20 protein-coding genes and 3 riboswitches are annotated in these 21,648 nt (G+C 65.2%); of the genes, 6 read left to right on the forward strand and 14 right to left on the reverse strand.

Annotation, left to right across the window (positions count from 1 at the left end; translation table 11 throughout):
• The first annotated feature begins 9 nt into the window (after positions 1-9).
• The 3 genes from ACZ51H_RS15840 (at position 10) to ACZ51H_RS15850 (ending at position 3,224) form a co-directional block, all read left to right on the forward strand.
• A complete protein-coding gene (locus ACZ51H_RS15840) occupies positions 10-1,320 on the forward strand; it encodes a YeaH/YhbH family protein (protein WP_464803030.1) in 1,311 nt (436 codons plus the stop codon).
• A complete protein-coding gene (locus ACZ51H_RS15845; RefSeq protein WP_464803031.1) occupies positions 1,317-2,858 on the forward strand; it encodes a SpoVR family protein in 1,542 nt (513 codons plus the stop codon). The genes ACZ51H_RS15840 and ACZ51H_RS15845 overlap by 4 nt, the downstream gene beginning before the upstream one ends.
• 159 nt (positions 2,859-3,017) lie before the next feature.
• Complete coding sequence (locus ACZ51H_RS15850) at positions 3,018-3,224, forward strand: hypothetical protein (RefSeq protein WP_196227046.1); 207 nt, start codon at positions 3,018-3,020, stop codon at positions 3,222-3,224.
• Between the two features lie 13 nt (positions 3,225-3,237).
• Here the strand turns inward: ACZ51H_RS15850 and cobF are convergent, their stop codons facing one another.
• Genes cobF through cbiE form a run of 5 tightly spaced genes read right to left on the reverse strand, consistent with a single transcriptional unit; the run spans position 3,238 to position 7,619 of the window.
• The gene (gene cobF, locus ACZ51H_RS15855; RefSeq protein WP_464803032.1) at positions 3,238-3,981 is read right to left on the reverse strand and encodes a precorrin-6A synthase (deacetylating); all 744 of its coding nucleotides are present in this window, start codon (positions 3,979-3,981) and stop codon (positions 3,238-3,240) included.
• On the reverse strand, positions 3,978-5,285 hold the full coding sequence (locus ACZ51H_RS15860) for a cobyrinate a,c-diamide synthase (protein WP_464803033.1): 1,308 nt from the start codon (positions 5,283-5,285) through the stop codon (positions 3,978-3,980). The genes cobF and ACZ51H_RS15860 overlap by 4 nt, the downstream gene beginning before the upstream one ends.
• Complete coding sequence (gene cobM / locus ACZ51H_RS15865; RefSeq protein ID WP_464803034.1) at positions 5,282-6,067, reverse strand: precorrin-4 C(11)-methyltransferase; 786 nt, start codon at positions 6,065-6,067, stop codon at positions 5,282-5,284. The genes ACZ51H_RS15860 and cobM overlap by 4 nt, the downstream gene beginning before the upstream one ends.
• Positions 6,064-6,420, reverse strand: a complete 357-nt coding sequence (locus ACZ51H_RS15870; RefSeq protein WP_464803035.1) for a cobalamin biosynthesis protein — start codon at positions 6,418-6,420, stop codon at positions 6,064-6,066. Before ACZ51H_RS15870 ends, cobM begins: the two co-directional genes overlap by 4 nt.
• On the reverse strand, positions 6,417-7,619 hold the full coding sequence (gene cbiE / locus ACZ51H_RS15875) for a precorrin-6y C5,15-methyltransferase (decarboxylating) subunit CbiE (protein ID WP_464803036.1): 1,203 nt from the start codon (positions 7,617-7,619) through the stop codon (positions 6,417-6,419). The genes ACZ51H_RS15870 and cbiE overlap by 4 nt, the downstream gene beginning before the upstream one ends.
• On the opposite strand from cbiE, the gene ACZ51H_RS15880 reads away from it, so the two are divergent.
• On the forward strand, positions 7,618-8,367 hold the full coding sequence (locus ACZ51H_RS15880) for a cobalt-precorrin-6A reductase (RefSeq protein WP_460988803.1): 750 nt from the start codon (positions 7,618-7,620) through the stop codon (positions 8,365-8,367). The two genes, cbiE and ACZ51H_RS15880, sit on opposite strands and share 2 nt — an antisense overlap.
• On the opposite strand, the gene cobJ is transcribed toward ACZ51H_RS15880, so the two are convergent.
• From cobJ to ACZ51H_RS15900, 4 genes are read right to left on the reverse strand one after another with little or no spacing between them, the layout of a single operon-like run.
• Positions 8,343-9,092, reverse strand: a complete 750-nt coding sequence (gene cobJ, locus ACZ51H_RS15885; protein ID WP_460988805.1) for a precorrin-3B C(17)-methyltransferase — start codon at positions 9,090-9,092, stop codon at positions 8,343-8,345. The two genes, ACZ51H_RS15880 and cobJ, sit on opposite strands and share 25 nt — an antisense overlap.
• Positions 9,089-9,811 (reverse strand): precorrin-2 C(20)-methyltransferase, encoded by a 723-nt coding sequence (gene cobI / locus ACZ51H_RS15890; RefSeq protein ID WP_464803037.1) that lies wholly within the window; start codon positions 9,809-9,811, stop codon positions 9,089-9,091. The genes cobJ and cobI overlap by 4 nt, the downstream gene beginning before the upstream one ends.
• A complete protein-coding gene (locus tag ACZ51H_RS15895; protein WP_464803038.1) occupies positions 9,808-10,437 on the reverse strand; it encodes a precorrin-8X methylmutase in 630 nt (209 codons plus the stop codon). The genes cobI and ACZ51H_RS15895 overlap by 4 nt, the downstream gene beginning before the upstream one ends.
• Positions 10,437-11,492 carry a cobalamin biosynthesis protein CobG gene (locus tag ACZ51H_RS15900; protein WP_464803467.1) on the reverse strand — a complete coding sequence of 352 codons (1,056 nt, stop codon included), beginning with the start codon at positions 11,490-11,492 and terminating at the stop codon, positions 10,437-10,439. The genes ACZ51H_RS15895 and ACZ51H_RS15900 overlap by 1 nt, the downstream gene beginning before the upstream one ends.
• Positions 11,493-11,711: 219 nt before the next feature.
• A riboswitch (cobalamin riboswitch) is annotated at positions 11,712-11,935 on the reverse strand.
• 131 nt (positions 11,936-12,066) lie between these two features.
• Here ACZ51H_RS15900 and ACZ51H_RS15905 point away from each other — a divergent pair.
• A complete protein-coding gene (locus tag ACZ51H_RS15905) occupies positions 12,067-12,921 on the forward strand; it encodes an alpha/beta fold hydrolase (RefSeq protein ID WP_464803039.1) in 855 nt (284 codons plus the stop codon).
• A gap of 110 nt (positions 12,922-13,031) precedes the next feature.
• Here ACZ51H_RS15905 and bluB read toward each other — a convergent pair whose 3' ends face one another.
• From bluB to ACZ51H_RS15930, 5 genes are read right to left on the reverse strand one after another with little or no spacing between them, the layout of a single operon-like run.
• A complete protein-coding gene (gene bluB, locus ACZ51H_RS15910) occupies positions 13,032-13,670 on the reverse strand; it encodes a 5,6-dimethylbenzimidazole synthase (protein ID WP_464803040.1) in 639 nt (212 codons plus the stop codon).
• Positions 13,670-14,275, reverse strand: coding sequence for a cob(I)yrinic acid a,c-diamide adenosyltransferase (gene cobO / locus ACZ51H_RS15915; RefSeq protein ID WP_464803041.1), 606 nt, complete (start codon positions 14,273-14,275; stop codon positions 13,670-13,672). The genes bluB and cobO overlap by 1 nt, the downstream gene beginning before the upstream one ends.
• Positions 14,272-17,952: a cobaltochelatase subunit CobN gene (gene cobN / locus ACZ51H_RS15920; protein WP_464803042.1), complete on the reverse strand. Its 3,681-nt coding sequence runs from the start codon at positions 17,950-17,952 to the stop codon at positions 14,272-14,274. Before cobN ends, cobO begins: the two co-directional genes overlap by 4 nt.
• Positions 17,952-18,992 (reverse strand): cobalamin biosynthesis protein CobW, encoded by a 1,041-nt coding sequence (gene cobW, locus ACZ51H_RS15925; protein WP_464803043.1) that lies wholly within the window; start codon positions 18,990-18,992, stop codon positions 17,952-17,954. Before cobW ends, cobN begins: the two co-directional genes overlap by 1 nt.
• Positions 18,989-20,038 (reverse strand): HoxN/HupN/NixA family nickel/cobalt transporter, encoded by a 1,050-nt coding sequence (locus tag ACZ51H_RS15930; protein WP_464803044.1) that lies wholly within the window; start codon positions 20,036-20,038, stop codon positions 18,989-18,991. The genes cobW and ACZ51H_RS15930 overlap by 4 nt, the downstream gene beginning before the upstream one ends.
• A gap of 172 nt (positions 20,039-20,210) precedes the next feature.
• A riboswitch (cobalamin riboswitch) is annotated at positions 20,211-20,455 on the reverse strand.
• 91 nt (positions 20,456-20,546) lie between these two features.
• Here ACZ51H_RS15930 and fdhD point away from each other — a divergent pair.
• Positions 20,547-21,329 carry a formate dehydrogenase accessory sulfurtransferase FdhD gene (fdhD, locus tag ACZ51H_RS15935; protein WP_464803045.1) on the forward strand — a complete coding sequence of 261 codons (783 nt, stop codon included), beginning with the start codon at positions 20,547-20,549 and terminating at the stop codon, positions 21,327-21,329.
• Positions 21,330-21,376: 47 nt separating this feature from the next.
• A riboswitch (cobalamin riboswitch) is annotated at positions 21,377-21,566 on the forward strand.
• Positions 21,567-21,648 lie beyond the last annotated feature (82 nt).

The following is a 21,648-nucleotide window of genomic DNA, read 5'->3' on the forward strand; positions in this document are numbered from 1 at the left end:
TAGGCCACCATGCACATAGTCGACAGAAGGCTGAACCCAGGGGGCAAGAGCCTTGTCAACCGGCAACGGTTCCTGAGGAGGGCGAAAGCCTATGTCAGCCAGGCGGTGCGCGACAGCCTGAAGGACCGCAGCATCAAGGACCTTGCCGGAGAAGGCGAAATCACCATCCGCCGCGACGTCATTCACGAACCCACGCTGCACCGCGCGGCAAAGGGTGGCGACCGGGAGCGAGTGCTTCCAGGCAATAAGGAGTTTCTGGAAGGCGACCGGATCAAGCGCCCTGACGGCGGCGGTGGTGGCGGGTCGCAGGCGGGGGAGGGCGAGGATGAGGATGATTTCCGCTTCGCGCTTAGCCGAGAGGAGTTTCTCGACCTGTTCCTGGACGATCTTGAACTGCCCGACATGGCCAAGAAGAAGCTGGTCGCGGGCAAGATAGAGGGCATTCGCCGCGCGGGTTATTCGACGATCGGCAACCCGTCCAACCTGTCCGTCCCCCGCACGATGCAAAAGGCGATGTCCCGCCGCATCGCACTACGTCGCCCGAGTGGCCGTGATCTCAGCCGGATTGACGAGGCCATCGCCGAGATCGAGGCGCGTGCGGTGCCCCTGCCCGACGATGCCGTAGCGCTGGAAAAGCTGAAGGAGGAACGGGCGCACATCATTCGCCGTCGCAACCTCATCGCCTATATCGACCCCGTCGATCTGCGCTTCCGCCGTTTCGAGCCTGTCCCCCGGCCCGTGGCCCAGGCTGTGATGTTCTGCCTGATGGACGTATCAGGCTCCATGACGGCGCATATGAAGGATCTCGCCAAACGCTTCTTTGCGCTGCTGCACCTGTTCCTGTCGCGCTGTTATGAGCATGTCGATGTGGTGTTCATCCACCATACCGACCGCGCGGCCGAAGTGGACGAGGAAACCTTCTTCTACAGCACGGTGACGGGCGGCACGCTGGTATCGAGCGCGCTCGACAAGCTGATCGAGGTGGTCAAGGATCGGTACAGCCCGAGCGACTGGAACATCTATGTCGCGCAGGCTTCGGACGGCGACACGCTGGCGTCGGACAATGCGCGCGTAGCGAACCTGATGCAGAATGAAATCCTGCCTTTCTGCCAATATTTCGCCTATTTGGAAGTGGGTCGGGAGGAGTTCGCCTCCATCGAAGCGGCAACCTCCGCAACGGGGCTTTGGGAAGCCTATGCACCCGTCAGCCAGGCAAATCGGCAATTCACGATGCGCAAGGTGTCGCACCGGCGGGAAATATATCCGGTGTTCCGTGAACTGTTCCAGCGGCGCGGTGTGGGCGAAGGGACGCCCGCTTGACGGGGGAGCGCGCATCCGCCCCGCTGTTCACCGGCAGCGACTGGGACTTTTCGCTGATCAACCGCATTTATGAAGTAATCGAGCCGATCGCGCTTCAGGAGATGAAGCTCAACATCTATCCCAACCAGATAGAGATTATCAGCGCCGAACAGATGCTGGATGCCTATTCGTCCATCGGCATGCCGCTATTTTACAAACATTGGTCGTTCGGCAAGCAGTTCGTGACCAATGAGATGCTCTATCGCAAGGGACTTCGTGGCCTTGCCTATGAGCTGGTGATCAACAGCGATCCCTGCATCAACTATCTAATGCAGGAAAACAGCGCGACCATGCAGACGCTGGTCATCGCCCATGCCGCGTTCGGGCATAACCACTTCTTCAAGAATAATTATGTCTTTCGCCAATGGACCGATGCGGAAGGCATCCTCGACTATCTGGAGTTCGCCAAAGGCTACATCGCCAGTTGCGAGGAGCGTTTTGGCCAGCTCGCCGTCGAGCGGGTGCTGGACGCTGCTCATGCGCTGATGAATCAGGGCGTGCATCGCTATCCGCGCATTCGTCCCCGCGATTTGAAGGCGGAGGCCGAACGGGAGGCGGAGCGCCAGGCCTATCGTGATCGCATTTATGACGACCTCTGGCGCACGGTGCCGGTGGGCGCGAAGGCGGCCGCCGTCCCGTCGGACGAGCGTCGCGCTGCGCTTGGCCTGCCGCAGGAAAATATCCTCTATTTCCTGGAGAAAACCGGCCCGCTCCTCCAAAGCTGGCAGCGCGAGATTCTGCGCATCGTCCGCCTGATCGCGCAATATTTCTACCCCCAGCGCCAGACCAAGGCGATGAACGAGGGCTGCGCCACCTACACCCACTATCGCATCATGACGATCCTGCACGATCGCGGCTGGATCACCGATGGCGCTTTCATGGAGTTCATCCAGTCGCACACCAGTGTCGTCTATCAGCCGACGTTCGATTCCGGCCATTTCGGTGGCTTCAACCCCTATGCGCTGGGCTTTGGCATCATGTCCGACATCGAGCGGATCTGCATGGACCCGACGGCGGAGGATCGCGAATGGTTCAGCGACATTGCCGGTTCGCGCGACCCGGTCGAGGTGCTGAAGGATATCTGGGCCAATTATCGCGACGAAAGCTTCATATCGCAGTTCCTCAGCCCGCACCTTATCCGCCAGTGGCGCCTGTTCAAGCTGATCGACAAGGAAAGCGAGTCGGAACTGCGCGTGGATGCCATTCATGACGAGCGCGGTTATCGCCGTATCCGCCGCGCCCTCGCCCGCGAGCATGACATTGCCCGGCAGGAGCCCGATATCCAGGTGGTGGATGTCGATCTGGCGGGCGACCGGACGCTGATGCTGGAACATGCGGTCATCGATGGCGTGGTGCTGGACGCGTCCGACGCGACGATGGTGTTGCAAAGCCTCGCCAATCTATGGGGTTATGAAGTGGCGTTGAGCGAAGTTCATGCCGAAAGTCGTAAGGAGTTGAAAAGCCATCGTTGCCAGCCGCAGCAGGGCTGGATCGGCTGAAACGGTGCGCCGTGGCGGCAAGCCCCCGGCGATGCTAAGATTCCATTTCCAAAGCAGGGCTGAAAAGCGTAAATTCTGCCGCGTTTCGCGAGTGGCTCCAGCGATCGGTCGCATCCTGCGATGCATGGAGCGCTCAAAAAGAAGCAGGAGAGCATTTTCATGACTCATGCCCTCAATGCACAAGAATGTCTTGAACGAGCCCGGATGCATGAACAGCTTGCGGCGACAACCGCCGATGCGTCCGCGCGGACCATGCATCAGGCAATGGCCGCCGAATTTCGTCGTCGTGCCGCGATGGGGACGATCGACGGAGTTAGCCCGGTGATCAGCAAACCGGTAATCGAGCTGACCGTCAACGCCGCCTGAGCCGCTTCTTTCGTCAGGCGTCCCGGCGCAGCAGATACACGTCCATGATCCATCCATGCCGCTGGCGTAGCTGTGCCCGGCGGTCGATGATCGCTGGCCCCGTCACCGCCAAAGGCCCGTGGGCCAGCGACTGATGCTCCATGCCCAGATAGGCGCCCCACCAGATTGTCAGCCCCTCCGGCTCCAGCGTCTGGAATGCGCAATGCCCGTCCAGCATCACGATCACATCGCGCATGCCAGCGGGCCAGCCGCGTTCGCGCAACTGCCTGCCCGTGGTGATCAACACCGGGTCGGCCAGGCGGTTGAGGCAGATGCCATGCGCGGCCGTCAGCGCCTGAACGCTGGTGATGCCGGGCACGACGCTGATCTCGACCGAGGGCCCGAGCCGTTCTGCGATCCGCAGGCTGCTGTCGTAGAGCGAAGGGTCGCCCCAGACGAGCAGCGCAACCGTGCCGCCATCGGGCAGGTGACGGGCGATTTGCTCCATCCAGATGGCGGCGATTGCATCATGCCAGTCGATGACCGCCTCGACATAGGCGGCCTGATCCGCGCGTTTGGGCATGTCGAACTCGACCACTCGTGCGGGGCCGGTCAGTAGCTGTGCACAGATGGACCGGCGCAGGTCGATCAGGTCGGACTTGGCCTCTCCCTTGCGCGGCAGCAGGATCAGGTCAGCCTCGTTCATCGCCCGAATGGCGGCGAGCGTCAGATGGTCGGGATTGCCCGTGCCGATACCGATCAGTGACAAGCGGATCATGGGGCACCCGCGATCAGATGGAAGAAGCTGCCCGTCACGCGCCCCCGGCGCGATCCAGTCGCGGCGACCGCAGCGCCCATCGCATCCACGACATGGGCAAGCGGTTCGTCGGGCTGCTCGACGATCGTCGAATAGTGAAACTCATGCCCGCGTAGCACCGCTCCCGCCTCATGACCGCCCATCGGGGCCAGCAGCCGGGCCTGCCGATAGCCCAGTTGCAAGCGCCGCTCCGCGAAGCTGGAAACCAGCCCCAACAGTCCCGCCATCGCATGGGCTTGCCCCTGCGCATCGATGATCGCCTGCCCCAACACCATATAGCCGCCGCATTCGCCGTGGATTGGGCGATCCTGCGCATGGCGGCGCAGGCCCTCCAGAAACCGCGCGGCATTGGCGATCTGAGCCGCATGCAGTTCAGGATAGCCACCGGGTAGCCAGATGGCGTCGGCTTGCCGGTCCGGCGCGTCGTCGGCCAAGGGGGAAAAGGGCAGTATCTCCGCCCCAGCCGCGCGCCAGCCGTTCAGCAAATGGGCGTAGGTGAAGGAAAAGGCGGCATCCTGCGCCAGTGCAATCCGCTGCCCCGGCGGCGGGCAGCGATGGGGGGGCGCTGATGTGCCCGGCAACGCGTCGGCCGCCTTTTGAAGAGCCGCAAGATCGACATGCGCTTCGATCAGGTCCGCGATCGCGTCGATCGTCTGCTCAACCTCTGCCTGCTCGCCCGATTGCACAAGGCCAAGGTGCCGTTCCGGGATGGAAAGAGTATCGGATCGCGGGATCGCGCCCAGCACGGACATGGCGACATCCTCCATCGCTTGCCGGATCATGGCTTCATGGCGCGGGCTGGCGAGGCGGTTGAGGATGACGCCTGCCACCCGCACGTCCGGCCGGAGCATGCGGAAACCATGCGCGATGGCGGCGGCTGACTGGCTCTGTCCCGACACATCGATGATCAGCACCCCCGGCCAGCCAAGCGCAGCCGCTATGTCGCCGCTGCTCCCATTTCCGCTCGCGCCGCGCGCCGGAGCACCGTCGAACAGGCCCATCACGCCCTCCGCGATGATCAGGTCGACGTCGGCTGCCTCCCCCGCCAGACTGTGGAGCAGCGCCGCATCCATCGCCCAGCTGTCGAGGTTGAAAGCCGGGCGTCCGCTCGCCAGCCGGTGATAGCCCGTGTCGATATAGTCCGGCCCGCATTTATAGGACTGAACGCACACGCCCTGCCGCTTCAACGCCCTGAGCAGGCCGAGCGTAATGACCGTCTTGCCCGATCCGGATCGCGGCGCGGCGATAAGGATGCCGGGCGTCATTCTTCCGATCCGGCGAAACGCGATTCCGCCGTGGCCGGACGAAATCGCCGGTCATAGCCGGGCGCATAAAGCTGGCTCTCGGCGAAATCTCCCTCCCCCAGCACTGGTCCTACGAGAATGAGGGCGGTGCGTTCCGGCCCGCCTGCCGCCTGCTCCTCTATGGTGGTGAGCGTCCCACGTGCGATCCGCTGGTCCGGCCAGCTTGCGCGCCACACGATCGCCGCCGGGCAGTCCCCGCCATAGAGCGGCACCAGGTCCGCGACCACCTTCGCCAGATTGTGGACGGACAGGTGGATCGCCAGCGTCGCGCCGGTCGCGCCAAAGGCCGCCAGCGTCTCGCCAGAGGGCATGGCGCTCGCTCGCCCCGGCGTGCGGGTGAGGACAAGCGACTGGCCAAGTCCGGGCAACGTCAGCTCCGCTTCCAGCGCCGCTGCCGCTGCCGCGAAGGACGGAACGCCGGGCGTCACCGTATAGCCGATGCCGAGCGCCTTCAGGCGGCGGATTTGCTCGCCCATCGCCGACCAGATCGACAGGTCGCCCGAATGCAGCCGCGCGACATCCTGCCCCGCCGCGTCCGCCTCCGCGATGATGGCCATGATCTCGTTGAGCGTCAGCGGCGCGCTGTTCACGATCCGCGCACCGGCCGGGCAATGATCGAGCAGCGCGCGCGGTACCAGCGACCCGGCATAGAGGCAGACGGGGGAGGCGGCGATCAGGTCGCGGCCGCGCAGCGTCAGCAGGTCGGGCGCCCCCGGCCCGGCGCCGATGAAATGAACGGTCATGGCGATACTCCTTGGGCCAGCGCGCAGGTGGCTTGCCCATCCGGTGAGATGATGCGGGCGACGATCAGTTGCGCGCCCGGTCCCGCCGCCGTCATCGCGACCGCTTCGGCGACGCTGCCCGTGCCGTAAGCCGCCAGACTGGCGGCGGAGCGCGTGGGCGTGTCCGCTCCCTCGATGGCGCAAGGTTCGATCAGGATCAGCGGCAAGTCCAAGGCGCGGGCGAGGGGGGCAAGCAGCGCTTCCTTATGCGCCAAGGTCGCCAGTGCAGTGACGCCAGCCCCATGCCCGCCCAACGCCGCCCGCAAGGACTTCTCCTCCGCCCCGCCACGGCAGCCAAAACCCGCCACGATCATAGCGTCACGCTCCACTGGACCAACGGATAGGCGGCTTTCCACCCCCGCCGCGTGCCGATCGGCGCGGCGCTCGCCATCTCGATCCGCAGCAATTCGCCGCCCAGCCGCTCATGCCACCGCGCCAGCAGCGCTTCGGATTCCAGCGTCACCGCATTGGCAACCAGCCGTGTCCGCTTCCCCGGCAGGGCGATGATCGCTTCCATTGACGCATCGCTCAGCCCGCCGCCGATGAAGATGGCGTCAGGGCGGACCCGTCCCGCCAGCACCGCCGGCGCGCGCCCTTCGATCAGCGTCAGCCGGTCGACGCCCAGCCTCTCCGCATTCGCTTTCGCCCGCGCGGCGCGTACCGGGTCAGCCTCAAAAGCCAGCGCCTGCGTGGAAGCATGGCTGAGCAGCCATTCGATCGCGACCGATCCCGATCCCGCGCCGATGTCCCACAAAGTCTCGCCGGGACGCGGGGCCAGCGCCGACAGTGTCAGCGCCCGCACCGGCCGCTTGCTGATCTGCCCGTCATGATCGAACCAGTCATCCACCAGTCCGCTGACGCAGGGCATCACCTCGCCGTCGCCCGCTACTTGTATCCCCACCGCCACAGGGTGCGCAATATCGTCAAGGCTAATCTGATCGGCGCGCGCCTGCCGCACCCGCTCGCGCGGCCCGCCCAGCGCTTCCATGACGTGCAGGCTGGACGCCCCAAAGCCCGCCTCCGCCAGGTAGGAACCAAGCGCATGCACCGCTGCCCCATCGCGCAGCAGCACAATGGCGCGGCACCCCCGCGCCAGCATGGGCCTCAACCGCGTCAACGGCGCGGCGTGCAGGCCATGACAGGCCACATCCTGCAAAGCCCAGCCGAGCCGCGAAGCCGCCAGCGCAAAGCTCGACGGCGCAGGATGCGACACCCATTCCTCGGGCCGCAAATGCCGCGTGACACTCGTCCCCGCGCCGAACCAGAAGGGATCGCCCGATGCCAGCATCACTATCGGCTCCCCCCGCCGGGCAAGCAGCGCCTCCACGCCATCCTCAAAGGGCACTGGCCAGCCCCGCCGTTCCGCCCTAAGGGGTGGCAGCAGCGCGAGCTGGCGCGGCGCTCCGGTCACGACCCGCGCTTGTTCCAGCGCCACGCGCGCGGCATCGGACAGGCCCGCCGCCCCGTCCTCGCCAATGCCGATGATCGTCAGCCAGGGAGATTCAGCCGCCATGCGCCATATCCTGATCCTTGGCGGCACGACCGAAGCGAGCGCGCTCGCAAACGCCCTTGCCCAGCGCGGCGGAAGCGCCATGCTGAGCTATGCTGGACGCACCGGAAACCCCCGTGCCCAGCCAGTGCCGATACGCGTCGGCGGCTTTGGCGGCGCGGCCGGACTGGCAGCGTTCCTGAAAGCGGAAAAGTTCACCCACCTCATCGACGCGACCCACCGCTTCGCCGCGACGATCAGCGCCAATGCCGCCGCCGCCGCGCGCGAAGCGGACGTCGCGCATCTGATGCTCACCCGCCCGGAATGGCAAGCGGGGGAGGGCGACCACTGGACCCATGTCCCGGACATTGCGGGCGCTGTCCGCGCGCTCGACGGGCCGCCCCGCCGCATCATGCTGGCGCTCGGCCGCATGCATGTCGAATCCTTCGCCGCGCAGCCGCAGCATCATTACCTGCTGCGCTTTGTCGATGCCCCCGAAGCGCCGCCCTCGCTGCCCAACCATCATCTGCTGGTCGATCGCGGCCCCTTCACGCTGGACGGCGATCTCGCCCTGATGCGCGCGCACGGCATCGACCTCATCATCGCCAAAAATGCCGGAGGGCAGGGCGCCCGCGCTAAGATCGACGCGGCGCGAACGCTCGGCCTGCCCGTCCTCATGATCGACCGGCCAGCCCTGCCACAGGCGCAGGCGGTTCATGACATCGCCGATGTGCTGGCGTGGATCGATCATTCGGCCCATCGCGGCGTGTAGAGGATCGGGCTGGCCCAGCGTTCTATAAGGCGTGTCCGGCTTGACCCCACGATCACCATCGTGCGCATGTCGGCCATATCGGCGCTAGCCTCACCCAGCGTGACGACCCGCAATTGCTCGTCCGGCGTGGATACAGCGCGCGCGAAGAGGATCAGCCGGTCATCCCCACATTCCTCGCACAATATGTCGAGCGCCCGCGCAAAGCCCTCCGGCCGCGCCTGCGACCGGGGATTGTAGAAGGCCATCGCGAAATCGGCCTGCGCGGCAAGGCGCAGCCGCCGTTCGATCAGCGCCCATGGCTTAAGATTGTCTGACAGGTTTATCGCGCAAAAATCATGGCCCAGCGGCGCACCCGCCCGCGCGGCGGCGGCCAGCATGGCGGTGATACCCGGCAGAACGCGAATGTCGATCGCGCGCCAGCCATCCGGCCCTGCCTCCAACGCCTCGAACAGCGCCGACGCCATCGCGAACACGCCCGGATCGCCGGAGGATGCCACCACCACGCGCCTCCCCGCCGCCGCCATTTCCAGCGCATGGGCGGCCCGCTCCAGCTCCACCCGATTGTCCGACGCATGGCGCACAAGGCCGGGCTGATCCGCCACGCGCGCGACATAGGGCGCATAGCCCACCAGATCGGTCGCCTCGCCAAGCGCCTGCGTGACCTCCGGCGTCACGAGCGCGTCAGCGCCGGGGCCTAGCCCTGCAACCGCCACCCATCCGCTCATGGCCGCCGTCCCTGACCGTGGATCAGCAGGATGGAAAAATAGCTGGTGATCGCCTCTGCCTTGTTTAGCGGAGTGATCTTCTGATCTGCCATCGTCGCATATTCGACCAGCCAGGCGCAGTCCTGCTTGCCCGCCGCTTCGACCGCGCGGCGCAGCTTGGCCAGATTGCGGCCGATCTTCATGACGACCAGCGCATTGCTGTCATGGATGCGCCGGGCCAGTTCCTCTTCGGGCAGGGTCGCCATCAACACGGTCAGCACATCGTCGCCCCAGCTGATCGGGGTGCCGCTCGCGGTCCACGCGCCCGACATGCCGGTGATGCCGGGCACGATCCGCACGGGCGCGAGTGGCGACAGGCGGCTGTGCAGATGCATGAAGCTGCCGTAGAAAAAGGGATCGCCTTCGCACAGCACGACCACATCCTCGCCCGCCGCCGCCAGCCCGTGCAGATGCGCGGTGCATTCGGCGTAGAAGGCGGAAAGGTGCTGATTATAGCGCGGGTCGCTAACCGGGATTTCGGTCGTCACCGGATATTCCATCGCATATTCGACAGCATCGGGACGCAGCAGCCCATCGACGATCTTCCGCGCATGACCCGCGCGGCCGGGCTTGCGGAAATAGGCGATATGGCGCGCCTCGCGGATCAGCCGATGGGCGCGCACGCTCATCAGGTCTTGCGCGCCGGGGCCTAGCCCCACGCCATGAATGGTCCCGCTCATTCCGCCGCACTCGCCAGTGCGTTGACCGCCGCGACCGTGATCGCGCTGCCGCCCAGCCGCCCTTCGACGATGCAGCAGGGCACCGGCTGCGCCTCCCACAGCGCCGCCTTGGACTCCGCCGCGCCGACGAAACCGACCGGGCAGCCGATAATTGCCGCCGGGCGCGGGCATGCCGGGTCTTCCAGCATGTTGAGCAGGTGGAAAAGCGCCGTCGGGGCATTGCCGATCGCCACCACCGCTCCCGCCAGATGAGGCCGCCACAGCTCCAGCGCCGCTGCCGACCGCGTGTTCGCCATCGACCGGGCAAGATCGGGCACTTGCGGCTTGTTCAGGGTGCAGAGGATCGAATTGCCAGCAGGCAATCGCGCGCGCGTAATCCCTTCCGACACCATCCGCGCATCACACAGGATCGGCGCGCCCGCCTCCAGCGCCGCGATCGTGCCTGTCGCAAAGCCCGGCGAAAAGCGGATATGCGGCGCGAGTCCGACCATTCCAGCGGCATGGATCATGCGCACGGCAACCCGCTCTTCCTCTGCCGCAAAGCGGTCGAGCGTCGCCTCCGCCCGGATCATGCGGAAGGATTGGCGATAGATTTCCGCGCCGTCGGTTTCATAGAGATGCGGCATCAATGGGCTCCGAAAAGGACAAGTATCTGATCGGGTGACAGGCCCGTTTGCAGCGGCGGCGCACCCGCGCGCGCATTGCGGCCAAGGTCGAAGCGCCCGTCACGCCCGGTGAGGACCACCGCCGCCTGCGCCGGTCGGGCGCAGCCCTTTGCGCAGCCCGAGACATGAAGCCCCCGAATATGCGGCGCGAGCCGGGCGGCCAGATCACGCGTGGCGACGCTCGCCTGCGGGCAGGCTGGCGCACCGGGGCAGCAATCGGTCGAAAGGCGCGGATCGGCTGGGTCATCGGACGGCGCGTCGCTGCCTTCCAGCACCAGCCCCCGCCAAGGGGTGAGCCGCACCGCCTCCACGCCGTCCGCCATCACGGCAAGCAGCGCAGGCGCCTCGATCCTGCCAAAGGGCGCCGCATGGAAAGGGCCGGGCGCAGCGGTCAGGGCGGCGGCGCAAGGCCGGGTGGGGGCAGGAGCTTTAGTTGTTACATCAGGCAGCGGTGCTGAATGCCGCGCCATTCGTCCTGCCTGTGCGCCACCGCTGGCCACGAACCAACGGGCAAGGCGGATCAACCCCTCGGCCGCGTCCTCTGCACTCACGCTCATGCCATGCGCGCGGCCGTCAGCGCGCAGGATCAGCGTGCCGCTCGTCCCTCTTTCGATCCGAAAATCAGCCGGAACATCGCTCAACACCGGTGCTGGTCCCGCATCGATCGCAAAGCCGACCTTCGCGGGCAGCTCGGGCAGCTCGTCCATGCGCGCGATCAAGGCGCCGGCTATGACAGAGCTGTCATCACCCGGTCGCCAGTCCGGATTGATCAGCACCGGCACCTGCCCGTCCCGCTGCCCATCGGCATCTGCCAACCCCAGCGCGACGAGCCTCTCCATCAGCGCGCCATGGCTCGCTTGCGGCACGCCCCTGATTTGCAAGGCGGCGCGATTAGTGAGGTCGATATGCCCATTGCCCAGCGCGAGGGCGGCTTCGCACAACCCCACAGTCTGTGCGCGGGTCATCCGGCCCAGCGCCGGGCGCACCCGGACCAACAGCCCGTCGCCCGCCATCATCGGCCGCCATGCTGTCGGGCACCAGCCGCGCACGCCAGCTCGCGCTGCGTCACACCGCATCAGCTCCTGCATTGCTCCTGCACTCCCCGCACCAGCGCCACAACACACGGACGGCACGCACAGGCAGGCGGACAGGCCGCACGCCTGCACGGCCGTAGCCGCACGAAATTCGTCGCTCAAACGGAGAACCGAGCCGTGACCATCCCCTGGATCATGGCAAGAGCGACCTTTGCTCCGGCAGGTCTCCTGGCTTGCGGGTCACAGCTTGGCATGGGGCCTTCCCGGATCGCTCCAGTGGCTGGCCGCCCCATTACCAGGGTCGGCCGGTCCATGCCTCGCTCGCCGCTCACAGTTGCAGGGACAGCCACGGATTAGGGAGGAACCCTCCCGCACCGCGTTCCCATTTAAGCCCCTTGCGGGGCACCGGCGCGATCGATGAACCGGGACGAACCCGGCTCGATCCGCTTCATAAGGGGGATGCAGGCGAAAGGGAAGTAGCCAAGGACCGCTTCCTTGCGTCAACCCAATGTCACCGCTACGCCTTCATCAACGATTGTAGAATGGAGAGGAAAAAATGAGCGATTTCAACTTCGAAGCGACCAGCCGCTTCCTGGAAACGGACAAGGGACGGCTCCATTATCATGAAGCCGGATCAGGTCCCGCGCTGCTGCTGCTCCACGGGTCCGGCCCCGGCGTGACCGGCTGGGCGAATTTTCAGGGTAACCTGCCCTTCTTCTCCCAGCATTTCCGCGCCATCATCCTGGACGCGCCCGGCTATGGGAAGAGCGATCCTGTGGATGGCGATCCCGTCGGCGTGGCTCGCGACGCTGTTGTCGCCCTGATGGACGGCCTTGGCATCGACCGCGCCCATGTGGTCGGCAACAGCTATGGCGGCATCGTGGGCGGTCACCTCGCCGCTTCGCATCCCGATCGCGTGCTGCGCTACATCACGATTGGCGGGATCGGCTTCAACATCACCTCGACCTTCCCCAATGAAGGGCTGACCCGCCTCGTCGATTTCATCGAGGACCCGAAGCGGGAAAACATCATCGCGTGGCTCGAATCCATGGTCTACGACAAATCGATCATCACCGACGAACTGATCGACATGCGTTACAAGGCGGCACTGGAGCCGGTGACGATGGAAAGCAGCCGCAAAATGTACACGCGCGCCGCGCTCGGTTTCATCGCCCAGTCGATGAGCGGGCCGGGCGTATCTCAGCGTATCGATTATCTGGGCAGGATTCAGGCGCCCACGCTGATCATGTGGGGCCGCGATGACAAGGTCAGCCCGCTCGACGGCGCGCTGTTGCCCATGCGCATCATCCCCAATGCGGAGTTGCATGTATTTCCGCGCTGCGGCCACTGGACGATGATCGAGCATAAGGACCGATTTGAAGCGCTGGCTCTGGATTTCTTGCGGGGGTGAGAGAGTTACCTTTTCCCCGTTCGGGCTGAGCCTGTCGAAGCCCTTCACTTTATCTCGAAGAAGTGGAGCCCTTCGACAAGCTCAGGGCGAACGGAGGAGTGCCGGACTCGTTACCGCCGCACCACCACCGAATGCCAATCCGTGCGCTCTTCCCAGCCCCGGCGCTCCAGTTCCGGCACATCTTCCTCGCTCACCGGCCGTCCAAGACACAGCAACCCTAGGCATTCCCAGCCCGTCGGAATGTCCAGCATCGCGTCCACGCCTTCGGGCTGCATGATCGACACCCACCCCATCCCGATCCGCCGTGTCTGCGCCGCCAGCCAGAGCGTATGGACCGCCATCACACAGCTATAGCGCCGCGCCTCGGGCATGGTGACAGCGCCCAGATGATGGCCGGTTTCCGTCCCATCGTCGCAATAGACGGCGAACAGCACCGGCGCCTCACGCAGCCCATGAAGTTTCAGGCTGCGATAGAGCCGGTCCTGATCCCCATCATATTCCTTGCCCGCTTCCCTGACTTGGCGGTCGACATGGCACGCCAGCCCCTCGCGCAACTCCGCCGTCTCGATCCGCACAAAGCGCCAAGGCTGAGACAGGCCGACGGACGGCGCGCGATGCGCCATGCTCAACAGCCATTCGACATCCGCTTCGTCGATCGGGTCGGTCCTGAAATGGCGAATGTCCCGCCGCGCTCGCACCAGCGCCTCGAACTGCGCGCTGTCGATCGGGGTGATAGCGGGTCCGCTCATCAAAATTCGATCCCTGCCTGCGCCTTCACGCCGCTGCGGAAGGGGTGTTTGACCAGCGTCATTTCCGTCACGAGATCGGCCGCCTCGACCAGAGCCTCGGGCGCGTTGCGGCCAGTGATGATGACATGCTTCATCTCGTCCCTGCTCGCCACGGCCTCAAGCACCTCATCAACGGGCAGATAGTCGTAGCGCAGGACGATATTAAGCTCATCTGCCAGCACCATATCATAGGCGGGATCAGCGATCATCCGCTTTACCTCGTCCCACGCTTCACGGGCGAGCGCAATGTCGCGGGTCTTGTCCTGCGTGTTCCAGGTAAAGCCTTCGCCCATCGGCTTGAATATGACATTATCCGGGAACGCATCGAACACCACTTTTTCTCCGGTGGTCATCGCGCCCTTCACGAACTGGACGACGCCAACCTTCTTGCCATGACCGATGGCGCGCACGACCATACCTAGTGCAGCGGTGGTCTTGCCCTTGCCCTTGCCGGTATGAACGATCAGCAGGCCCTTTTCCTGCGTCTTGGTCGCCATGATCTTGTCATGGGCGGCCTGCTTCTTCTTCATCTTTTCGGCATGTTGTTCGGGCGTGCGTTCGATCATGATGGGTCCTTCAGTTGGGCGAGGAGCATTGCGGCGCTGTTGGACCGTGGCCGCCACAGCCCCCGTTCCAGCGCTTCGTGGAGGCGCGCGGCGGTTTCGCGCAGCGCGGCGGGATTGACGTCGGCCATGAAGGCCCGCACCGCCTCATCCTCGATAAAGGCGGCGTGGACGGCGTCGAAATGATGGTCCTTCACGCCATGGGTCGTGGCGGCAAAGGCAAAGAGATAATCGACCGAAGCGGCAATCTCGAACGCGCCCTTATAGCCGTGGCGCATCATGCCCGCGATCCATTTGGGATTGGTGACGCGCGCCCGCACGACGCGGCCGATCTCATCCTCCAGCGTCCGGACGACAGGGCGTTCGGGCCGGCTGTGATCATTATGATAGCTGAGCGGCTTGCGTCCCGACAAATGCTCGACCGCCGCCGCGATCCCGCCCTCGAACTGATAATAATCGTCGCTGTCGAGCAGGTCATGCTCGCGATTATCCTGATTCTGGATCAGCGCGTCGGCTTCGGTCAGCCGCTGTGCGAACAATCCTCGTTCCGCATCGCCCTCTACCCCGCCGCCATAGGCATAGCCGCCCCAATCCAGATAGATGTTCGCAAGGTCCGATCGATCATGCCACAACCGCTCGTCGATCATCGCCTGCAACCCCGCGCCATAAGCGCCGGGCTTCGATCCAAAAACGCGCGCCCCCGCGCGCCGCAGCGCCGCCTTCTCAGGCGTCCCCTCGGCAATCAGCGCCCGGTGACGAGCCGCAGCCGGATTGTCCTCATCGGGCTCATCCAGCGCCATCACGGCGCGCGCGGCGCTATCGATCAGGTCGATCTGTTCCGGGAAGGCGTCGCGGAAGAAGCCCGACACGCGTAGCGTCACATCCACGCGCGGCCGGTTCAGTTCGGCGATCGTCATCACCTCAAAGCCCACGACCCGCCCCGAAGCCCACTCCCATCGCGGCCGCACGCCCATCAACGCCAGCGCCTGCGCGATGTCGTCGCCGCCCGTCCGCATGTTCGCCGTGCCCCAGGCTGACAGAGCGATGGCGCGCGGATAATCGCCCTCCCGCTGAAGATAATCCTGCACGATGAGGTCGGCGGATCGCTGGCCCAAATTCCAGGCGGCCACGGTCGGCACCGCGCGCGTATCGACCGAATAGAAATTACGCCCGGTCGGCAGCACATCGGGCCGTCCCCGCGTCGGCGCGCCGGAGGGGCCGGGCAGCACGAACTTCCCATCAAGCGCGTGGAGCAGCGCAGCCTTCTCTGCCTCTCCGCAAGCATCCACGCGAGGACCAAGGTCGCTGCGTATCACCTCCAGAACGCGCCCGCTCGACGGCCCCGGCGCGGCCTCGCCCGTGTCGAGCAGCTGCATGGCATAGAGCTCCAGCCGCTCCACCGTATCGCCGGTGCTGCGCCATGCATCCTGCGCCACGCCTGCCAGCACGTCCGGGCGCGGCCCATCCCAAGGCTTGCCCATGCCGCAGTCGAGCGGATCGAAACCCAAATCCAGATCGTTCGCCAGAGCCCGCAGCAGCGATTGCTGATCCTCCTCCAAACCTCTCGGGCACCGGGCAAGGGAGATCAGCAGGTCTCGCCGCAACGTCCCTTCTGGCGACCGGGTAAAGATATGCAGTCCGTCACGAATCTGCATTTCTTTCAGTTCACAGAGATAGTTGTCGATCGCGGCTAAGGCATCGTCTCCGCTTCCCTCCGCGCCCGCATCCTTGTCCAGTCCCTGAGATGCCGCGAGCGCCAATATATCCCGGCGCAACGTTTCCAGCCTGCGCGGGTCCATCCCCGCCGCCAGATAATATTCGTCGACCAGCGCCTCCAGTTCCTTGAGCGGCCCATAGGTCTCGGCTCGGGTGAGGGGGGGCGTCAGATGGTCGATGATGCATGCCCCGATCCGGCGTTTCGCCTGCGTCCCTTCGCCCGGATCGTTGACAATGAACGGATAGATTTGCGGGATCGGCCCCGCGCAGATTTCGGGAAAGCAACTTTCCGACAGCGCGATCGCCTTGCCCGGCAGCCACTCCAGATTGCCATGCTTGCCGACATGCACGACCGCGTGGGCGGCAAATGTGCGCGCCAGCCAGATGTGGAAGGCGAGATAGGCATGCGGCGGCGGCAGCGCCGGGTCATGGTAGCTGCTCTTCGGATCGACATCATAGCCGCGTGACGGCTGCACCGCGACCGCGACCTGACCGAAGCGATGGACCCGAAGGAAGAAGGCATCACCCTGACAGAAGGGATCGTCCTCCGGCTCGCCCCATCGCTCGATAACGGCTGTGCGAACGCTCTCGGGAAAGTCATCAAATGCCGCTCCATAGTCGGCCAGCGCGAGCGAGCAGGGCGCGTCACCTCCGGTCATATGCGCCATCAGCGCCGCGCCATCAGTGGGTGCGTCGCCCGTCCGATAGCCAGCCTCCGTCAGCGCGCGCAGGATCGCCGCCGCGCTTTCCGGCGTGTCCAGACCCACGCCATTGCCGATCCGCCCATCCCGGTTCGGATAATTGGCAAGGACCAGCGCCACATGGCGGTCTTCAACCGGCGTCAGTCCCAATCTGGCCCAGTTTGCAGCCAGTTGGGAAACAAAGTGCACACGATCAGCCAGAAGCTGCGGCACCACGATGCTGCATTCCGTCCGCGCGTCGAAGCGGGCGGCGGCCTTGAAAGCGACCGCGCGGGTGAAGATGCGCCCATCCACTTCGGGCAAGGCAATATGCATCGCCAAGTCGCGCGGACCCAGCCCCCGCGCGCTATCCTGCCACGCCGCCTGTTCGGCGCTGGCGAACAAGGTCTGAAGAATCGGGCAATCGGCCCGCTCCAATATGGATGGCGTGCGCGGTTCGCCCGGCGCCGATGCAGCAAAGGCGGTGGCGTTCAAAATCACGTCCGGCCGAGCCGCGCCGATCACCCCTTCCAGAAAGTCGCGCGCAAAGGGTTCCCGCAACGCCCGGACATGGACCGGCAGGACATTAAGCCCCGCAGCCCGCAATCCCGCAATCATCGCGTCCACCGCCTCCAGCGTTCCGGCGATCAACAAGGCGCGGTAGAAAAGGAACAGCGCCGTCGGCTGGCCGGATGTCCAACCGGCCTTCACCTGTTCCATCGTTGGGCGTTCGACACCGGGAAGATACAGGCCCGCGTCGGCGACCGGAACCGGCGCGTCAGGCGCGCCCGCGTCCAACCCTGCAATCCGCGCGGCGGTCCTTAGAAAAGCCGTGGCATTGGCGACACCACCCTGCCGCAGATAATCGCGCAGCCGGTCGCATATTTCCGGGGGCAGGGTGGACGCCATCCGCAGTTCGGGATCATCCTCCCGCCCATCCGCGATGGCGGCGAAGGCAATGCCCCTGTCGCGCGCGACATTGGCAATTTCCTCAATGCCATAGGGCCAATAGCTCTTGCCCCCCAACAGCACCACGCACACGAATTTTGCGTGGGAAATCACATTCTCGACATAAAGGTCGACCGAATAGGGGTGCTTGAGCTGAAGGAGATTGGCTAGCCGGATCGACGGCGCGCCGTCCCCCAGCATGGCGGCGGCGCTGGCAAAACAGGCAAGATCGCTGTCCGCCACGGTCAGCAGCACGATGTCGCCCGGCGATTGGCCAAGGTCGATCGCTTCGTCCCCGTTGGAGACGGTGCCGGGCGTGGCGGTCAGCAAATGCATCAGGCGGCGGCCAGCTGTTTTGAAAGCGCGGCTTCGATCGCCGCCCGGTCCAGCCCCGCTTGGCCGATCACCACCAGCCGCGAAGCGCGCATCTCCTGCGCCTGCCAATGCCGGTCATAATGATGCTGGATGCGTGGCCCGACCGCCTGAATGACCAGCCTTGCCGGACGGCCTGCAATGGCGACGAAGCCCTTCACCCGCAATATGTCGTGATCGCCTATGACCTGCTTCAGAGCATCCAGCAGCGGCGCAGGATTGCCCAATTCCCCCAACTCCATGACGAAGCTGTCGAAATCCTCATGATCATGATCCTCCTCCTCGTCATGGTGGGAGGGGCGGGCGTCGATCTGGTCCTCGACCCCGGCATCAAGGCCGAGCAGGACCGCCGGGTCGATCTCCCCCCGCGCGGTGCGCACGATACGCACGCCCGGCCGGATTTCTGCCGCCAGATCCCGCTCCAGTTCCGCAAGCCTGCCGCCCTCGACCAAGTCGGTCTTGTTCAGCAGCACAAGGTCGGCACAGGCCAGCTGATCCTCGAAGAGCTCCTCGATCGGGCTGTCATGGTCCAGCGTCGGATCAGCCGCCCGAGCGGCAGCCAGCGCTTCCTCGTCATGGGCGAAGCGGCCCGCCGCCAGTGCATCGGCATCGATGAGTGCAATCACCCCGTCCACCGTCGCCCGTGTCCGGATATCGGGCCACTGAAACGCCTTCACCAGCGGCTTTGGCAGGGCAAGGCCCGATGTCTCGATGATGATATGATCGGGCGGCACATCCCGGTCGAGCAGCCGCTGCATCGTGGGCAGGAAATCGTCCGCCACGGTGCAGCAGATGCAGCCATTGGCCAGTTCGATAATATCCTCATCCGGGCAGGCCTCATCGCCGCAGCCCTTCACCAGCGATCCATCGACGCCGACATCGCCAAATTCGTTGATGATCAGCGCTAGCCGCCGCCCACCCGCATTCTCGATCAAATGGCGGATCAGCGTCGTCTTTCCAGCACCCAGAAATCCGGTGATGACGGTGGCAGGAACCTTGCTCATATTGTCTGTCCTTGATTGGGGAGGAGCACCTCGATCTCGTCGAAGCGCTTCCAGCGGTAGATGATCCAGCTCACCAGCCAGCAGGCGGCGAACAGGCCGATGATGAAGAAGCCGAGGCTGTTGAAATGCTCACCCAGATCGGCGGCCACCGACCAGACGCCGCCGGTCAGGCCCAACTTGTCGCCCAGCAGCGCCGCCGCCTCGATCCCGCCGATGACGATTGCGACCAGCGCGGACACCGATGTGATGGTGATGTTGTAGTAGAGCTTGCGGATCGGCTTCACGAACGCCCATTGATAGGCGCCCATCATCAGCGCGCCGTCCGCCGTGTCGATCAGCGCCATGCCCGCCGCGAACAGCAAGGGGAATATGAGCACGGTCGCGATCGAAAGCCCGCTCGCCGCTTGCCCTGCCGACAGGCCGAGGATCGCGACTTCGGTCGCCGTGTCGAATCCCAGGCCGAACAGAAAGCCCAGCGGCGCCATGTGCCAACTGCGCGTGACCAGACGGAACAGCGGCCGGAACAGGCGGGCCAGCATGCCCCGATTGCCCAGCAATATGTCCATGTCTTCATCGACATAGGCGCCGCCGCTGCGGACATGGTTAAACGTCTTCAACACCGATCGCAGGATCATCAGGTTCATCGCGGCAATGGTGAAGAGGAAAGTGGCGGAGATGACCGTCGCGATCGTCCCGCCAATCTCGCCCGCCGCCTCAACGCGGCTAAGCGCGCTGGCGGCGAAGGCGATGAGGACCGCCGCGATCAGCACGATTGCGCTATGCCCGATGGCGAACCAAAGGCCGACGGTCAGCGGCCGCTGACCTTCCTGCATCAGCTTGCGCGTCACATTGTCGATCGCGGCGATATGGTCGGCATCGACTGCATGGCGCAGCCCCAGGCTCCAGGCGAGCAGGGCGGTGCCCAGCATCATCGTGTCGCCCGCAAAGATCAGCGAGGCGCATAGCCATAACGCGATGTTGGCGGCGATCAGCCCCGCGAAGATGAAAGTGGCACGGCGACGAAGCGCCGGAAATTGCATGGCCATAAAAGCATGGCTCCCGTCAGCGTCAGCGAGACTGGACGGGGCCTCCGCTACGCGGCCGACATCACGCGCCGGACGGACGCGATGAAGCGTCCGGCACATGAAGCCGGTGCGGCCCCGCCGCACGCGTCGCTCAGACGGAATACCGTGCCCCGGCCATCCCCTGGGCCAAAGCAAGAGCGACCAGACGCCGACAGGTCTCCTGGCTTGCGGGTCATCGCTCGACACATGGCCTTCCCAGGCCTCGCATGATTTAGCGTCCGGCCCAGTGGCTGACCCCCGACAAGTGACGGAAGGTCGATATGCGTCTCGCTCACCGCTTACAGTTGCAGGGACAGCCGCGGATTTGGGTGCCTTTTCAGCAACCCGCACCGCATTCCCTTTAAAGCCCTTCCGGGCACCGGCGCGATCGTGGCCGTGCATAGATGGCTTAGCCACCAAAGGGAAGCGGCAGTTGCATGGCCGCGTCCATTTGCTTGCCGGAGGCACATTGCCCGCCTAGACCGGCCCTATGTCTTCGCCCTTCTCCTTCACCCGCATCACCCCCGATGGCGAAGCATCGCCCGTGACGCGCGAGTTGGCGGAGGAAGTGCCCGTCGCGATCGAGTTCAACGGCGTTGGCTATGCCGTGTTGATGGCGACGCCCGCCGACGTTGCGGAACTGGTGCAGGGGTTCGCGCTGGCCGAGCGGCTGGTCATCCCATCCGACGCGCCGCTCGACGTCGAGGTCCATGCTACTGAGCAGGGCTTGGTCGCACGGGCTACGCTGCCGGAAGACCGCGTCGAGGGGCTGCTCGGCCGGGTCCGTCATCGCGTCTCCGATTCCTCTTGTGGTCTGTGCGGCGTGGAAAATCTGGAACAGGCGATGCGGCCCTTGCCTGCCGTGACCGCCCGATCGGAAGCGAGCCGGGAAGCTATCTTCGGCGCCCTGCGCGATCTTGCCGCACATCAGCCGCTCAACCGGCAAACCGGCGCGGTCCATGCCGCTGCCTTGGCGGGGCCGGATGGCGCTATTCGCCTCGCCTATGAGGATGTGGGACGTCACAATGCTTTCGACAAGCTGATCGGGGCCATGCGGCGGGGGCAAATGTCCTGGGATGGCGGTTTCGCGCTGTTGTCCTCCCGATGTTCCTTTGAGCTGGTGGAAAAGGCAGCGCTCGCCAATTGCCCCCTGCTCGTCACCATCTCCGCCCCGACCCGTCTGGCCGCCGAGCGCGCGGCCAGCGCCGGATTGCCGATCGTCGTGCTTGCCCGGCCCGATGCCGTGCTCGCGGTGGGCGAACTGCCCGACTGACGAAGCGCCGCTCCATCTACCGCTTGCGGACGCGCCACCGCCTCTTTATCAGCAGCCCCGCGACAGGTTCCCCTCGGGGATCAAAAGGGAAGTCGGGTGTAATGCCCGCGCTGCCCCTGCAACTGTAAGCGGTGAGTGGACCGGCCACGCAGCCATTGGGGGAGCTTTTCCCCCGAGAAGGCGGCCGGTGCGCAGCGACCCGTGAGCCAGGAGACCTGCCTGCCGCAGTCGTTCTTCGACCGGACAGGGTGTGCCGGACGAACGGGGTTCCCCTCGCGGACGACAGCCACCGCCTTGCTCGCCATTCGGCCGGGCTGGG

The organism is Sphingobium sp. TomMM15 (assembly GCF_055397045.1).

What these genes read in the sequence shown, in the direction of transcription:
- ACZ51H_RS15895 (WP_464803038.1), bottom strand. Translation starts at nt 10,437, where the DNA reads ATGCCGCATCTCTATGAAACCGACGGCGCGGAAATCTATCGCCAATCC.
- cobO (WP_464803041.1), bottom strand. Translation starts at nt 14,275, where the DNA reads ATGATCGAACGCACGCCCGAACAACATGCCGAAAAGATGAAGAAGAAG.
- cobJ (WP_460988805.1), bottom strand. Translation starts at nt 9,092, where the DNA reads ATGAGCGGATGGGTGGCGGTTGCAGGGCTAGGCCCCGGCGCTGACGCG.
- ACZ51H_RS15880 (WP_460988803.1), top strand. Translation starts at nt 7,618, where the DNA reads ATGCGCCATATCCTGATCCTTGGCGGCACGACCGAAGCGAGCGCGCTC.
- cobW (WP_464803043.1), bottom strand. Translation starts at nt 18,992, where the DNA reads ATGAGCAAGGTTCCTGCCACCGTCATCACCGGATTTCTGGGTGCTGGA.
- ACZ51H_RS15840 (WP_464803030.1), top strand. Translation starts at nt 10, where the DNA reads ATGCACATAGTCGACAGAAGGCTGAACCCAGGGGGCAAGAGCCTTGTC.
- cobM (WP_464803034.1), bottom strand. Translation starts at nt 6,067, where the DNA reads ATGACCGTTCATTTCATCGGCGCCGGGCCGGGGGCGCCCGACCTGCTG.
- ACZ51H_RS15905 (WP_464803039.1), top strand. Translation starts at nt 12,067, where the DNA reads ATGAGCGATTTCAACTTCGAAGCGACCAGCCGCTTCCTGGAAACGGAC.
- ACZ51H_RS15930 (WP_464803044.1), bottom strand. Translation starts at nt 20,038, where the DNA reads ATGGCCATGCAATTTCCGGCGCTTCGTCGCCGTGCCACTTTCATCTTC.
- bluB (WP_464803040.1), bottom strand. Translation starts at nt 13,670, where the DNA reads ATGAGCGGACCCGCTATCACCCCGATCGACAGCGCGCAGTTCGAGGCG.
- fdhD (WP_464803045.1), top strand. Translation starts at nt 20,547, where the DNA reads ATGTCTTCGCCCTTCTCCTTCACCCGCATCACCCCCGATGGCGAAGCA.
- cobF (WP_464803032.1), bottom strand. Translation starts at nt 3,981, where the DNA reads ATGATCCGCTTGTCACTGATCGGTATCGGCACGGGCAATCCCGACCAT.
- cobN (WP_464803042.1), bottom strand. Translation starts at nt 17,952, where the DNA reads ATGCATTTGCTGACCGCCACGCCCGGCACCGTCTCCAACGGGGACGAA.
- cobI (WP_464803037.1), bottom strand. Translation starts at nt 9,811, where the DNA reads ATGAGCGGGACCATTCATGGCGTGGGGCTAGGCCCCGGCGCGCAAGAC.
- cbiE (WP_464803036.1), bottom strand. Translation starts at nt 7,619, where the DNA reads ATGGCGGCTGAATCTCCCTGGCTGACGATCATCGGCATTGGCGAGGAC.
- ACZ51H_RS15860 (WP_464803033.1), bottom strand. Translation starts at nt 5,285, where the DNA reads ATGACGCCCGGCATCCTTATCGCCGCGCCGCGATCCGGATCGGGCAAG.
- ACZ51H_RS15850 (WP_196227046.1), top strand. Translation starts at nt 3,018, where the DNA reads ATGACTCATGCCCTCAATGCACAAGAATGTCTTGAACGAGCCCGGATG.
- ACZ51H_RS15870 (WP_464803035.1), bottom strand. Translation starts at nt 6,420, where the DNA reads ATGATCGTGGCGGGTTTTGGCTGCCGTGGCGGGGCGGAGGAGAAGTCC.
- ACZ51H_RS15900 (WP_464803467.1), bottom strand. Translation starts at nt 11,492, where the DNA reads ATGATGGCGGGCGACGGGCTGTTGGTCCGGGTGCGCCCGGCGCTGGGC.